The 15,067-nt window shown below is 57.3% G+C and carries 12 protein-coding genes; 5 read left to right on the top strand and 7 right to left on the bottom strand.

Going from position 1 to position 15,067, the window contains the following annotated elements; genetic code table 11:
* Window positions 1-187: 187 nt before the first annotated feature.
* On the top strand, window positions 188-1,138 hold the full coding sequence (gene tal, locus E5C26_RS17855) for a transaldolase (RefSeq protein ID WP_135317497.1): 951 nt from the start codon (window positions 188-190) through the stop codon (window positions 1,136-1,138).
* Window positions 1,139-1,155: 17 nt separating this feature from the next.
* Window positions 1,156-3,150, top strand: a complete 1,995-nt coding sequence (gene tkt, locus E5C26_RS17860) for a transketolase (RefSeq protein ID WP_135317498.1) — start codon at window positions 1,156-1,158, stop codon at window positions 3,148-3,150.
* A 145-nt stretch (window positions 3,151-3,295) separates the two neighbouring features.
* On the opposite strand, the gene nudK is transcribed toward tkt, so the two are convergent.
* From nudK to napF, 6 genes are all read right to left on the bottom strand, one after another.
* On the bottom strand, window positions 3,296-3,871 hold the full coding sequence (gene nudK, locus E5C26_RS17865) for a GDP-mannose pyrophosphatase NudK (RefSeq protein ID WP_135317499.1): 576 nt from the start codon (window positions 3,869-3,871) through the stop codon (window positions 3,296-3,298).
* 130 nt (window positions 3,872-4,001) lie between these two features.
* Window positions 4,002-4,619, bottom strand: a complete 618-nt coding sequence (gene napC / locus E5C26_RS17870) for a cytochrome c-type protein NapC (protein WP_135317500.1) — start codon at window positions 4,617-4,619, stop codon at window positions 4,002-4,004.
* An 11-nt stretch (window positions 4,620-4,630) separates the two neighbouring features.
* Entirely contained in the window at window positions 4,631-5,080 is a 450-nt protein-coding gene (napB, locus tag E5C26_RS17875; RefSeq protein ID WP_135317501.1) for a nitrate reductase cytochrome c-type subunit, read from the bottom strand.
* 55 nt (window positions 5,081-5,135) lie between these two features.
* Window positions 5,136-7,622: a nitrate reductase catalytic subunit NapA gene (gene napA, locus E5C26_RS17880; protein ID WP_135317502.1), complete on the bottom strand. Its 2,487-nt coding sequence runs from the start codon at window positions 7,620-7,622 to the stop codon at window positions 5,136-5,138.
* A complete protein-coding gene (gene napD, locus E5C26_RS17885; protein ID WP_167796670.1) occupies window positions 7,619-7,885 on the bottom strand; it encodes a chaperone NapD in 267 nt (88 codons plus the stop codon). The genes napA and napD overlap by 4 nt, the downstream gene beginning before the upstream one ends.
* Window positions 7,875-8,372, bottom strand: coding sequence for a ferredoxin-type protein NapF (gene napF, locus E5C26_RS17890; RefSeq protein ID WP_135317503.1), 498 nt, complete (start codon window positions 8,370-8,372; stop codon window positions 7,875-7,877). Before napF ends, napD begins: the two co-directional genes overlap by 11 nt.
* A 403-nt stretch (window positions 8,373-8,775) precedes the next feature.
* Between napF and narQ the strand changes: the two genes are divergently transcribed.
* Both narQ and E5C26_RS17900 read left to right on the top strand, forming a co-directional pair.
* On the top strand, window positions 8,776-10,458 hold the full coding sequence (gene narQ, locus E5C26_RS17895) for a nitrate/nitrite two-component system sensor histidine kinase NarQ (RefSeq protein ID WP_135317504.1): 1,683 nt from the start codon (window positions 8,776-8,778) through the stop codon (window positions 10,456-10,458).
* 161 nt (window positions 10,459-10,619) lie between these two features.
* A complete protein-coding gene (locus E5C26_RS17900) occupies window positions 10,620-11,252 on the top strand; it encodes a response regulator (protein ID WP_135317505.1) in 633 nt (210 codons plus the stop codon).
* 26 nt (window positions 11,253-11,278) lie between these two features.
* Here E5C26_RS17900 and E5C26_RS17905 read toward each other — a convergent pair whose 3' ends face one another.
* Window positions 11,279-11,557, bottom strand: a complete 279-nt coding sequence (locus tag E5C26_RS17905) for a winged helix-turn-helix domain-containing protein (RefSeq protein ID WP_017893610.1) — start codon at window positions 11,555-11,557, stop codon at window positions 11,279-11,281.
* Window positions 11,558-11,838: 281 nt separating this feature from the next.
* Here E5C26_RS17905 and acrD point away from each other — a divergent pair, with 281 nt between their 5' ends.
* Window positions 11,839-14,976 carry a multidrug efflux RND transporter permease AcrD gene (acrD, locus tag E5C26_RS17910; RefSeq protein ID WP_135317506.1) on the top strand — a complete coding sequence of 1,046 codons (3,138 nt, stop codon included), beginning with the start codon at window positions 11,839-11,841 and terminating at the stop codon, window positions 14,974-14,976.
* Window positions 14,977-15,067 lie beyond the last annotated feature (91 nt).

Genomic DNA, 15,067 nt, shown 5'->3' on the forward strand with positions numbered 1-15,067 from the left:
TCTTGACAGCCTACAACAGCCATAAAGCCGCAGTCTGCCTGGCTTTGGAGGGGATCCATCGTTCTTATCCATTGCAACAATCAGAAAAAGCGCATTTTAATCGGCAGGCATCTGATGCAGTGTGTGCAGCCTATGATGGAAAACGTTCTCATTTCCCTACATTGACGTTTGGTCAAGGAGCTTATAAATGAATCAACTGGATGCACTCAAGCAGCTTACTACGGTGGTAGCCGACAGCGGCGATATCGAATCTATTCGCCAGTTCGAACCGCAAGACGCCACCACCAACCCTTCCCTGATCCTGAAGGCCGCTGCACTGCCTCAATATAAGCCACTGATCCTCGAAGCCCTCAGCTATGCCCGCCAGCAAGGCGGCAGCAAAGAAACCCAATTGATCAATGCCTGCGACAAACTGGCGGTCAACATCGGCGTCGAAATCCTGAAAAGCGTACCGGGCCGTATTTCCACCGAAGTGGATGCCCGCCTGTCCTTCGACCGCGGTATGTGCGTGGCCAAGGCGCGCAAACTGATCGCGCTGTATCAGCAACAGGGCATTGATAAGTCACGTATTCTGATCAAGCTGGCTTCTACCTGGGAAGGCATCAAAGCCGCCGAGGAGCTGGAAAAAGAAGGCATCAATACCAATCTGACGCTGCTGTTCTCTTTCGCCCAGGCCCGCGCCTGCGCCGAAGCCGGCGTGTTCCTGATTTCACCTTTCGTTGGCCGTATCTATGACTGGTATCAGGCTAAACAGCCTGCGGCTGACTACGACGCCGAGCAGGATCCTGGCGTGAAATCGGTACGCAGCATTTATGAATACTATAAACAGCACCGTTATCAGACGGTGATCATGGGGGCCAGCTTCCGCAAGGTAGAGCAAATTCTGGCCCTGGCCGGTTGCGATCGCCTGACCATCGCACCAAACCTGCTGGAACAACTCAAGCAAAGCCAGCAACCGGTCGAGCGTAAATTGACGCCATCCACCGAAGGTTTCCATCAGCCTGCCCCACTGGCAGAATCTGAATTCCGTTGGCAGCACAATCAGGACGCCATGGCGGTTGAAAAACTGGCCGAAGGTATCCGTCTGTTCGCCGTTGACCAGCAGAAGCTGGAAGACATGCTGGCCGCCGAACTGTAATCACACTGGAGTAAAACATGTCCTCTCGTAAAGAGCTTGCCAACGCCATCCGCGCACTCAGCATGGACGCCGTACAAAAAGCAAATTCCGGCCACCCGGGTGCACCTATGGGCATGGCGGACATCGCCGAAGTCCTGTGGCGTGACTACCTGAACCACAACCCGACCAACCCGCACTGGGCTGACCGTGACCGCTTCGTCCTCTCCAACGGCCATGGCTCCATGCTGATTTACAGCCTGTTGCACCTCACCGGCTACGACCTGCCGATGAGCGAGCTGGAAAACTTCCGCCAGCTGCACTCCAAAACCCCGGGCCACCCGGAATACGGCTACACCCCTGGCGTCGAAACCACCACCGGCCCACTGGGTCAGGGTATCGCCAACGCCGTCGGTTTCGCCATTGCCGAACGCACCCTGGGCGCGCAGTTCAACCGCCCGGGTCATGACATCGTTGACCACCACACCTACGCCTTTATGGGCGACGGCTGCATGATGGAAGGTATCTCCCACGAAGTCTGCTCGCTGGCCGGTACCCTCAAGCTCGGCAAACTGACCGCGTTCTACGATGACAACGGCATCTCCATCGACGGTCATGTGGAAGGCTGGTTCACCGACAACACCGCCGAGCGCTTTGAAGCCTACGGCTGGCACGTGGTGCGTCACGTTGACGGTCACAACCCGGACGCCATCAAGGCCGCGATTGAAGAAGCCCGCAAGGTCACCGACAAGCCGTCCCTGCTGATGTGCAAAACCGTGATTGGTTTTGGCTCCCCGAACAAGGCCGGGACCCACGACGTGCACGGTGCGGCGCTGGGCGCCGCCGAAGTGGCCGCCACCCGCGAAGCCCTGGGCTGGAAATACGCCGCCTTCGAAATCCCGCAGGACATCTATGCCCAGTGGGACGCCAAGGAAGCCGGCAAGGCCAAGGAAGCGGCCTGGAACGACAAGTTCGCCGCTTACGCCAAGGCCTTCCCGGAGCTGGCTGCCGAGTTCAAACGCCGTGTGAACGGTGAACTGCCGGCCAACTGGAAAGCCGAAGCCAAAGCCTTCGTGGAAAAACTGCAGGCCAACCCGGCCAATATCGCCAGCCGCAAGGCCTCGCAGAACGCGCTGGAAACCTTCGGCAAGGTGCTGCCGGAATTTCTCGGCGGCTCCGCTGACCTGGCACCGAGCAACCTGACGATGTGGTCCGGCTCCAAACCGCTGAACGTTGACCTGGCGGGTAACTACATCCACTACGGCGTGCGCGAGTTCGGCATGACCGCCATCACCAACGGCATCGCGCTGCACGGCGGCTTCCTGCCGTACTCGGCGACCTTCCTGATGTTCGTGGAATACGCCCGTAATGCGGTGCGTATGGCGGCGCTGATGAAAATCCGCAACGTGTTCGTCTACACCCACGACTCCATCGGTCTGGGCGAAGACGGCCCGACGCACCAGCCGGTTGAGCAAATGGCCAGCCTGCGCGTGACCCCGAACATGAGCACCTGGCGCCCGTGTGACCAGGTGGAGTCGGCGGTGGCCTGGCAGTACGGCATTGAGCGCAACGACGGCCCGACCACGCTGATTTTCTCGCGTCAGAACCTGACCCAGCAGCCGCGTACTGCAGAGCAGCTGGCCAACGTCTACCGTGGCGGTTATGTGCTGAAGGACTGCGCCGGTACGCCGGACGTGATCCTGATTGCCACCGGGTCGGAAGTGGGTATCACCGTGGAAGCGGCAGACCAGCTGACCGCCGCGGGCCGTAAGGTGCGTGTGGTCTCCATGCCGTCCACCGATGCATTCGACAAGCAGGATGCGGCCTACCGTGAATCCGTGCTGCCGGCGGCCGTGACGGCGCGTGTGGCGGTAGAAGCGGGTATCGCGGACTACTGGTACAAGTACGTGGGCCTGAACGGCGCCATCGTCGGCATGACCACCTTTGGTGAGTCAGCCCCGGCAGAGCAGCTGTTCAAAGAGTTTGGCTTCACCGTGGACAACGTGGTGGCCAAGGCGCAGGCACTGCTGAAATAGTTCCCTCTCCTTTGGGAGAGGGTTTAGGGTGAGGGGAAACAGGCAGAACAGAGGCTAAAGCCCCTCACCCCGGCCCTCTCCCCCTGGAGAGGGTGACTGAATATATTGCTCTCATCAGCCCGGCATGCAGCGATGCCGGGTTTTTTTATTCCATAATGCGGTGAATTTGCAGGTACTGCAGCAGCATAATGGTCTTGCCGTCTTTCATGCGCCCGTCGGCGATCATCGCCACCGCCTCGGTGAACGGCAGTTCCACCACTTCAATATCTTCGTCTTCGATACCGCCACCGGCCGCATGACGTTCATCGTCATGGTATTCGGCAATAAAGAAATAAATAATTTCGGTCACGCCGCCCGGCGACATATAGGCTTCGAAAACCTTCTTCACCTCACCGACCTGAAAACCGGTTTCTTCCACCGCCTCACGTCGCGCACATTGTTCCGGTGAATCGGCATCCAGCAGGCCCGCACAGGCCTCCAGCAGCATGCCGCTCTCATTGCCGTTAACATAGGTCGGCATACGGAATTGATTGGTCAGCACTACCGTGCCCTTGGCGCGGTTATACAACAAAATGGTCGCACCGTTACCGCGATCGTAGACTTCGCGCATCTGCTGAACGGAACCGCCATCCTTGCGCTTGAGATCAAAAGTATATTTGTGCAGCACATACCAGTTATCCGACAACAGCTCTTTTTTCACATTCTCAATTTTCGCTGACATGAACCCTTCTCTTTTCCGTTAGCTGAAACGCAAAAAGGATACCGCGATTAAGCGCCGAAGTGACAACGGATTTGCAACAAAAAACCCCGCAGCTCATACAGAACCACGGGGTTTTTACCCTCAACGATATTTAGAAACCGTTAGGGACGTCGCGCATATCCGGCAGCTTATGGGCGATACCCTTGTGGCAATCGATACAGGTTTTGCCTTCGGTTATCGCCTTGTCGTGCATCTTCGCCGCCACGGTTTTTTGCGCGCTAAAGTCCATATATTCAAAGTTATGGCAGTTGCGGCACTCTTGCGAGTCATTGGCCTTCATGCGTGCCCATTCATTGCTCGCCATCGCTAACCGATGCTGATCAAATTTCTGTGGCGTGTCGATCAGCCCGAACGCCTTGGCGTACAACTCCTTGCTGGCCTTAATCTTACGCAACATTTTCGGCCCCCACTCATGGGGCACGTGGCAATCCGGACAGGTGGCGCGCACGCCGCTGCGGTTGTTGTAATGCACCGTGCCCATGTATTCCTCATAGACGTTTTCGCGCATTTCATGGCAGCCGATACAGAACTGTTCGGTATTGGCTGCCTCCATGCCGGTATTAAAACCGCCCCAGAAGATGATGCCGGCGCCAAAGCCGAGCAACAGCAGCGTCCCCAGCGCCAGGCGGCTTGGCCTGCGCCACCAGCGCCATAATCGCAACAGGCGGCCGGGCTTTTTTTCAGTGGTGGTGTGTTTGTCTTCGCTCATAGCTCCCCCGCTTAATGCCCAAAGCCCGGCATGGGCTGGAAATCATTGCCGACAATCGGCGCCGCGTCGGTTTGCGGTACGTGGCACTGCAGACAGAAATAGCGACGCGGCGCGACTTCGCTCAGCACCTTGCCGTCCCGATCCATAAAATGCGTCGGGCTGATACGCGGCGCACCGGTGGTGCGGTAATGTTCCACGCCGTGGCACTGCAGGCAGCGGTTGGTGTTCTTGCTGATCTGATAACCATCCACGCTATGCGGGATCATCGGCGGCTGATTGACGTAGTTCAGCGCCATCCGCTCCTGCTGCTTTGGCATCGAGATCGGCCCGCTGGCAGTCGCGGACACTTCCGGAGACTTACTGAGATCGACATCACTGGCAGCAAACGCCAGGCCGGCAAAGGCCAGCGACAACAAGGTCACCCACAGGGCAAGCGTCTTTTTCACAACAGGGCTTTTCATTTTTATTTGGCTCCCGGGTCATTAAATGGGGTGTTCATCGCGCAATGCATCAACCTCACACCTTCTCCAACTTCACCGCGCATTTTTTGAAGTCGACTTCTTTGGAAAGCGGATCGGTGGCGTCCAGTGTCAGGTTGTTGACCAGCTGCGCCGCATCAAAGAACGGCATATACACCAGTCCCCTTGGCGGACGGTTGCGGCCGCGAGTTTCGACCGTGCTGATCAATTCGCCACGGCGCGACAGCACCCTGACCTTCTCGCCACGGCGCAGGTTGCGGCTTTTGGCGTCCAGCGGGTGGATAAACACCACCGCCTGCGGGAAGGCACGGTGCAGCTCAGGTACCCGGCGGGTCATCGAACCGGTATGCCAATGTTCCAGCACCCGACCGGTGGATAACCAAAGGTCATATTCTTTATCGGGGCTTTCCGCCGCCGGTTCGAACGGCAGCGCGAAGATCACCGCCTTGCCGTCCGGCTTGCCGTAGAAACGCACTTCTTCTCCGGCTTTAACGTACGGGTCAGTCCCTTCGCGGTAGCGCCACAGCGTCTCTTTGCCCTCCACCACCGGCCAGCGCAGACCGCGAGCCTGATGGTAGCTATCGAACGGCGCCAGATCGTGGCCATGACCGCGACCAAAACCGGCATATTCCTCAAACAGCCCTTTTTGCAAATAGAAGCCGAAGTCACGCGCTTCATCGTTAAGCTGATCCGCCGGGATCTCCGTCAGCGGGTATTTATTGACCTCGCCGTTGGCAAACAGCACGTCGTACAGCGTTTTGCCGCGATATTCCGGCTTCTGTGCCAGTAATTCGGCCGGCCACACTTCTTCCACCGTAAAGCGTTTGGAGAACTCCACCAGTTGCCACAGATCGGATTTGGCCTCGCCCGGCGCTTTCACCTGCTGGCGCCAGAACTGAGTGCGGCGCTCCGCATTACCGTAGGCCCCCTCTTTTTCCACCCACATGGCGGTCGGCAGGATCAGGTCGGCTGCCAGGGCGCTGACGGTCGGGTAAGGATCCGACACCACCACAAAGTTGCGTGGATCGCGCCAGCCCGGCATGCGGTCTTGATTGATATTTGGCCCGGCCTGCATGTTGTTGTTACACATCACCCAGTAGGCGTTCAGTGTGCCGTCTTTCAGCGCACGATCCTGCGCGACCGCATGCAACCCGACTTTGGCCGGGATGGTGCCGGCAGGCAGTTGCCACTTATGCTCGGCCGTCTGCCGATGTTTTTCGTTGGTGACCACCATGTCGGCCGGCAGACGGTGAGCAAAGGTGCCCACCTCACGCGCGGTGCCGCAGGCGGAAGGCTGGCCGGTCAGCGAGAACGGCCCACAGCCCGGTTTGGAGATTTTGCCGGTCAACAGATGCAGGTTGTAGCACAGGTTATTGGCCCACACGCCGCGCGTATGTTGGTTAAAGCCCATGGTCCAGTACGACACCACCTTGATGTTCGGATCGGCATACAACTTCGCCAGCGCTTCCAGTTGGTCTTCCGGCACGCCGCTCATTTTGGCCGTTTTTTCCAGCGTGTAGTCCGCTACGAAGGTTTTGTACTCCTCGAAACTCATCGGGTCCGAAGCGTCACTGCCCGGATTTTTCGCCGCTTTTTCCAGTGGGTCGGTTGGACGCAGGCCGTAACCGATATCCGTCGCCCCACGGCGGAAGTTGACGTGCCGATTCAGGAAGTCCTGATCGACCGCGTTGTTTTGAATGATGTAATTGGCGATGTAGTTCATGATCGCCAGGTCGGTCTGTGGCGTGAATACCATGCCGTTGTCCGCCAGTTCGAAGCTGCGGTGTTCAAAGGTCGACAACACCGACACGTTGACCTTCTCATTGCTCAGGCGACGGTCGGTGATGCGCGACCACAGGATCGGGTGCATCTCCGCCATGTTGGAACCCCACAGCACGAAGGCATCGGCCTGCTCGATATCGTCATAGCAGCCCATAGGCTCGTCCATGCCGAAGGTGCGCATAAAGCCCACTACCGCTGACGCCATACAGTGACGGGCGTTCGGATCCAGGTTATTGGAGCGCAGACCGGCTTTGAGCAGTTTGGCGGCGGCATAGCCTTCCCACACCGTCCACTGGCCGGAACCGAACATGCCCACCGCCTCCGGGCCTTTCTCTTTCAGGGCCTGCTTGAACTTTTCGGCCATAATATCGAAAGCCTGCTGCCAACTGACCGGCGTGAACTCGCCTTCCTTGTGGTACTGACCGTCCTTCATGCGCAGTAGCGGCTGAGTCAGACGATCTTTGCCGTACATGATCTTTGGCAGGAAATAGCCTTTGATACAGCTCAACCCACGGTTGACCGCCGCTTCCGGATCGCCTTGTGAGGCAACAATGCGGCCGTTCTGGGTACCGACCAGCACGCCACAACCTGTGCCGCAGAAACGACAAGGGGCTTTGTCCCATTTGATAGCGTCTGCACTACCTGCCACCGCCTGCGCCACCGTGGGAATAGTCAGTCCGGCGGCTGCCGCAGCGGCGACCGCGGCGTTTGCTTTCATGAAGTCTCGACGACTGAGTTTCATGGCGTTACCTCACCTTGAGTGTCCTGCTGGTGATAAACCAGCGATACTGCCAGCACGCCATCCAAATTGCGTACCGACTCAATTTTTTCCAGCAGCTGATGGGAACAAGCTGCCTGCATCACCACCACCAGCTTGCCGTGCTGCGGGTCCTGGGCCGGGATTTCCGTGTCCGCTATCGCCAGCAAATCGGCGACCAGCCGTGGCATTTTTTCCGGCCGCGCCTGCACCACCAGCCCGCTGACGTGCCATTCGTTATTCATCATTATTTTCGCTCTGGGTTAGGGTGACGGCACCGGCCGGACAACCGGCGACACAGGCACCACAGCCGGTGCAGGCCGTGGCATCCAGCAGCGGTTGAGCCATTTCGCCCAGACGGGGCCGAAAGCGGATCGCCTGGGTCTCGCAGCTATCCTGGCAACTGCGGCATTCCACGCCCCGCTGCGCCAGGCAGCCGGTATCGAATACCGCATGTTGTCGCCAGGGGGTTTCTGCCAACGGGCGAAATAGCGGTTCTTCGCAGGCCTGCACGCAGCGCCCGCAGAAAGTGCATTCTGCTCGTTGAAAATCAATTTCGGGAAAACCGCCGCTGCCGCTAATCAGCACACCGGTTTCGCAGGCGCGAACGCAGGCCTGGCAGCGAGTGCAGCCGGTAATAAAAAGGGATCCTTGCAGCGACCACGGGGGGCGGATCGCTGCGACTGGCTGACGCCATTGTCCACCGAGCAGGTTACGCCGTGACAATACGGTCATGCTGTTATCCTCGACATTGCAAACACGCCACCGCGTGAAATAGAACCTGTTTTTGTATTGTTATTGTAGTTATTGCCAAGGAATTTCCCGTTGCCGTCATGACGTGAAAAACGGCAGGCATAAACCTTGATAAAGACGTGGGTAAGATAAGAGGAGTGCGAGGGGTATATAATTACCCTAAAGGGGTAAATGCGGGGGTAGCTTGCGCCAGATCAATCTATTCGAGTCGTTAGCCGCAAGATCCCCTGCCAGTCGCTATCTAGCTGATTATACAGCGTCGACCTTTTATGAAGATGGCAGCCAATTTAATGCAAAACGCTACGCATTTTAGTTGCAAAACTTATAATTTTGCTTTCGAATGAAACCCGTCGATGCTCATCGCCCGTGAGAAAAGGATGCATGATTGCTTGTTAAACGTTCAGTGACCAGCAGCCTGGCCAAGGCGCTGTTTTGCATTGTGATTTTGTCCGTGCTCTCCACCGGGCTGGCGCTGACCACCGTGGCTGACAGCCTGCGCGACGCCGAAGCGGTCAACATTGCCGGTTCGTTGCGCATGCAGAGCTACCGGCTGGCCTACGATCTCACTCGCCCGGCTCCGGAGCTGGAACAGCATCTGTTGCAGTATCAGCAATCGCTGCAGGCCCCGGCGTTGCAGAAGCTGGATCGTTTTTACGTGCCTGCGGAGGTGCGGGAAAAGTACCTGTCGTTGCAGCATGCCTGGCAACCCCTGGCACAGCAGATCCGGGCCGGACAGTCGGCCGACTATCAGGCCAATATCGCCGGCTATGTTAACCAGATTGACCATTTTGTGTTGGCGCTACAGCGCTATTCAGAACTGAAACTGACCATCGTGGCGGCCATCAGCGTATTGGGCTTTATCGCCATCATCGGCCTGGTGCTGTTTTGCATCCGTTTTATGCGCCGTCAGGTGGTCGCGCCGCTAAAGCACCTGGTGGATGCCAGCCAGCGCGTGCAACAGCGGGACTTTAACCATCCGCCACTGGATATCGCCCTGCCGAATGAGCTGGGCGTTTTGTCACAGGCCTTTACCGCCATGTCGGGCGACCTGGCCAAATTATATCAATCGCTGGAGCAGAAAGTTCGGGAGAAAACCCAGCGTCTGCAGCAGGCAAACAAAACGCTGGAAGTGCTGTATACCTGCTCGCAAGCCCTGAGCGTGCGGCAGATAGACCAACAGGCATTCGAACAAATCCTGCATATTGTGCGCCAAAGCGAAGATTTGCACTGTATCCGGCTAAAGGTGGCAGACAATCTCAGCGAATGGCACTTGCACAGCGGCAGCCCTTCGGCAACGCTGGATTGGCAATCGCTGACCATCGTCCAGGGCGACAAACCCCTGGGTGAACTGAGCTGGCAGCAAAAAGAACAGCCACCCCACCCGCACCTGATGCAGAGCGTGGCCAATATGCTGAGCCGGGGGATTTATTTTAACCGCGCGCAAAAACAGCATATGCAATTTTTGCTAATGGAAGAACGCGCCACCATCGCCCGCGAGCTGCATGATTCTCTGGCACAGGCACTGTCGTTTTTGCGTATTCAGCTAACCCTGCTCAAGCGTACGCTGGCGGACAGCCCCCCTGAAGCACAAGAGATTATTAGCGATTTTGACCAGGCACTGGCCGATGCCTATCGCCAACTGCGTGAGCTGCTGACCACCTTCCGCCTGAACATTCAGGAGGCCGATTTGAACACCGCGCTGCACCAATTGCTGGCGCCATTAAAGGTTCTTACCGGCGCGCGGATTCAGTTACACTGTCGGCTTTCTTCCCAGGCGCTCAATGCCCAGCAGCAGGTGCATGCGCTACAGATTGTGCGCGAAGCGGTGCTTAACGCCATCAAACATGCCGAAGCACAGGAAATCGTGATTCGCTGCGAAATGACGACCGAGGGTGATAACAGCATCAGCATCGCTGACGACGGTTGCGGCATCGCCAGCCTGAATGAACCTGAAGGCCACTATGGTTTGACCATCATGAGCGAGCGCGCTGCGCGACTGGGAGGAACGCTGCGCATCCAGCGGGGTGAGCCGGACGGCACGGAAGTCCGCCTGACATTCCCGTCATAAAATCAGGACTGTTCACCCTTCGTTACGGTTTAGCGAAGTCTAACGGTCATTTCAGGATGTTTGTGGCGTCAATTGCCACTATTTTATAAGAGTCTGTCCCACTGTGAAGCGTGCTGCACGGCGCGTTTGAGTGGCTTTACTCGCTACAGGGAGCATATTTCATGGTGATGAAGAATTACCGAGTGATGATCGTCGACGACCACCCGCTGATGCGCCGCGGCATCAAACAATTGTTGGGGCTGGATCCGCTGTTTAGCGTGCTGGCCGAAGCCAGCAGCGGCAACGAAGCCATTGCACTCGCACTGCAGCACACACCGGACGTGATCCTGCTCGATCTGAATATGAAAGGGTTGTCCGGTCTGGACACGCTGAAAGCGCTGCGCAATGAAGGCGTGGACGCCCGTATTATCGTGCTGACGGTATCGGATTCACGCAACGACGTGTACGCGTTGATCGACGCCGGCGCCGACGGCTACCTGCTCAAAGACAGTGAACCGGAACAATTGCTGGAGCACATTCGCGCGGCGGCGGAAGGACAGAACGTGATCAGCGACGCGGTAGCGGACTATCTGTCATCCCGTAGTGAACAACACGACCCCTTTGCCGAACTGACCGAACGCGAGCTGGACGTGCTGCAGGAAGTGGCGCGTGGCCTGTCCAACAAGCAGGTAGCGACACAGCTGCACATTTCTGAAGAGACAGTGAAAGTGCACATCCGCAATATGCTGCGCAAGCTGGACGTACGTTCACGCGTGGCGGCAACGGTGATGTATCTGGAGCACAAGAGTCATTAATCCTTCCCCGGCGTGCCGGGGAGGCTTTATTCGATAGCGGCGAGCAGCGCCTGATGATGCTGGTGAACCCAGCCCTTGTTGATAGGTCCCCAGTTTTCCAACTGGTAAAAACCGTCGTTATTGCGTACACCCTGCTGAACAAACTGCAACTCCACCCCCAGGCCAGGCAAGGCTTTCAACACGTCTTGCAGGGTACGGCGCGGCCAGCCGGTCAGCTCCATCAGACGCGGGACGTTTGGCCGTTCGCTGTGGCTGATCAGCCAGCACAGATAGAGACGGCGGGCAAATACCGGGTTAATTTCCATGCCTTGCTCCTGCATTAAAGTGAGTCCTGATTATTTTTTGAGAAACCCGAGTGGCCAGGTCCTTGATTGTCATTAAATTGTCTTAATCGCGGTGTTAATGGCAATGACGGCGTGATTAGGGGTTTCTCCTACCGTTATTTACATTATCTCCTTTTTTTCTCCACGCTTTATTCCCCCTTCACGCGTAAAGTGCATTAGTGCCGGAATCCTTCCCAGCCGCTGAGAAACGCAATTCCGATGCGTCTTAAAGATAGAACAAGTCATAACGAGGTTCGCGCTGCATGGCCAATTTTTTTATTGATCGCCCGATTTTCGCCTGGGTTCTGGCAATTATTCTTTGCCTGACAGGCGCTTTGGCGATTTCTTCCTTACCGGTGGAACAATACCCGAACCTGGCCCCGCCGAACGTTCGCATTAGCGCCACCTACCCCGGCGCTTCGGCACAAACGCTGGAAAACACCGTCACCCAGATTATCGAACAAAACATGACGGGCCTGGACAACATGATGTATATGTCGTCGCAGAGCACCAATACCGGACGAGCCACGGTAACGCTGACCTTTGAGGCCGGTACCGACCCTAACGAGGCAATGCAGCAGGTACAAAACCAACTGCAGGCGGCGATTAAGCGGCTACCGCAGGCGGTGCAGACCCAGGGCGTGACGGTGTCGAAATCCGGTGATACCACGCTGATGATGGTGGCCTTTGTCTCCACCGACGGCAGCATGGACAAGCAGGACATTGCCGATTACATCGTCTCCAACCTGCAGGATCCGCTCAGCCGCATCAACGGCGTGGGCAGCATGGACGTTTACGGCTCGCAATACGCGATGCGCATCTGGCTTGATCCCAACAAGCTCAATAGTTACCAACTCACCACCCAGGACGTCGTCACCGCAATCAAGTCGCAGAATGCTCAGGTGGCGGTCGGCCAGCTCGGCGGTACGCCCTCCGTCGATAAACAGGCGCTTAACGCCACCATTAACGCACAGTCTCAGTTGCAAACGCCGGAACAGTTCAAACAAATCACCTTGCGGGTCAACCAGGACGGTTCACTGGTGACATTGGGTGATGTTTCCACCATCGAGCTGGGCGGCGAGAACTATGACTATCTCAGCCGCTATAACGGCATGCAGGCCGCCGGCATGAACATCAAGCTGGCCTCCGGTGCCAACGAGCTGCAAACCGACCAGTTGGTGAAAGACAAAATCGCCCAGTTGTCGCAGTATTTCCCGCACGGGCTGGAGGCGAAGGTCGCCTATGAAACTACCCCGTTCGTTAAAGCCTCAATCAAAGACGTGGTAAAAACCCTGCTGGAAGCCATTTTGCTGGTATTCCTGGTGATGTACCTGTTCTTGCAGAACTTCCGCGCCACGCTGATCCCAACCATCGCCGTGCCGGTGGTACTGATGGGCACCTTCGCTATTCTTTCGGCCTGCGGATTCAGTATCAACACCCTGACCATGTTCGCCATGGTGCTGGCCATTGGGCTATTGGTGGATGACGCCATCGTGGTGGTGGAAAACGTCGAACGCGTGATGAGCGAAGAAGGCCTGTCGCCCAGGGATGCCACTCGCAAATCCATGGGGCAGATCCAGAGTGCGCTGGTCGGCATCGCCATGGTGTTGTCGGCGGTGTTTATCCCGATGGCGTTCTTCGGCGGTACCACCGGGGCGATTTACCGCCAGTTCTCGATCACCATCGTTTCTGCCATGGTGCTGTCGGTGTTGGTGGCGATGATCCTGACCCCTGCCCTGTGCGCCACGTTGCTCAAACCGATTGCCAAAGGCCATCATCACGGTAAACGTGGCTTCTTCGGCTGGTTCAACCGCATGTTCAACCGCAACGCCGACCGCTACCAGCGCGGCGTGGCACGGGTGCTGCACTCAAGCATCCGCTATATGGTGATTTACCTGTTGCTGCTTGGCGGTATGGCATTACTGTTTATCAAGCTGCCGACCTCGTTCCTGCCGCAGGAAGACCGTGGGGTATTCACCGTGCAGGTGCAGTTGCCGCCGGGATCGACCCTGCAGCAGACCACCAAAGTGGTGGAAAAGGTTGAGCAATACTTCCTGACTCAAGAGAAGCAGGACGTGTTGTCGGTGTTCTCCACCATCGGCGCGGGGCCGGGGGGGAATGGACAAAACGTGGCACGTATGTTTATTCGTTTGAAAGATTGGGAACTGCGTACCTCCGGTGCCAACAGCTCTTTCGATATCATCGACCGTGCCACCAAGGCCTTCAGCAAAATTAACGAGGCGCGGGTGATTGCCAGCAGTCCACCGGCGATCACCGGTCTGGGCAACTCCTCCGGTTTCGATATGGAATTGGAAGACCACGCCGGGCTGGGTCACGAAAAACTGATGGCGGCGCGCGATCAACTGCTGCAACTGGCCGCCGCTAACCCGCTGCTGTCCCGCGTGCGCCACAATGGCCTGGATGACAGCCCGCAGTTGCAGATTGATATTGACCAGCGCAAGGCACAGGCCCTTGGCGTGTCTATCGATGACATCAACAACACGCTGTCAACCGCCTGGGGGTCAACCTACGTTAACGACTTCCTCGACCGCGGTCGGGTGAAAAAAGTCTATGTGCAGGCGGCCGCACCGTTCCGCATGCTGCCTGGCGACATTGATAAATGGTTCGTGCGCAACAGCGCGGGCGGCATGGTGCCGTTCACCGCCTTTGCCACCTCCCATTGGGAATATGGCTCTCCACGTCTGGAACGCTATAACGGCAGCTCGGCGCTGGAAATTGTTGGCGAAGCGGCGAGTGGCGTCAGTAGCGGTACCGCCATGGCCGAAATGGAGAAGATCGTCAGCCAGTTACCGACCGGTTTCGGGCTGGAATGGACCGCCATGTCTTACCAGGAGCGTCTGTCCGGCTCGCAGGCTCCGGCGCTGTATGCCATTTCGCTGTTGGTGGTGTTCCTGTGTCTGGCGGCGCTGTATGAGAGCTGGTCGATTCCATTCTCGGTGATGCTGGTGGTGCCACTGGGCCTGATTGGTGCCGTTGCCGCCACCTGGCTACGCGGGCTGGAAAATGACGTTTACTTCCAGGTCGGGATGCTGACCATCATCGGATTGTCGGCGAAAAACGCTATTCTGATCGTCGAATTCGCCAACGAGCTAAATCATAAAGGTCAGGATTTGATGTCGGCCACCCTGGAAGCCTCACGTATGCGTCTGCGGCCAATCCTGATGACCTCACTGGCCTTTATCTTCGGCGTACTGCCGATGACCATCAGCAGTGGGGCCGGTTCAGGCAGCCAGCATGCGGTGGGTACCGGGGTGATGGGCGGTATGATTTCCGCCACCCTGCTGGCGATTTTCTTCGTACCGTTGTTCTTTGTGCTGGTGCGCCGCCGCTTCCCTGGTAAGGCAGCAGCCACCACCAAAGCGCAAGACAGCGCGCAATAGCAGGCAAAAAAAAGCAGCGTCGGGAAACCGATGCTGCTTTATCTCGAACGAGCGTCTCGTTCCCAGGGTGCTTTAATCACGAACAAATAAA

Origin of the sequence: Serratia proteamaculans (assembly GCF_004684015.1) — a bacterium.
Classification (GTDB): Bacteria; Pseudomonadota; Gammaproteobacteria; order Enterobacterales; family Enterobacteriaceae; genus Serratia; species Serratia proteamaculans_F.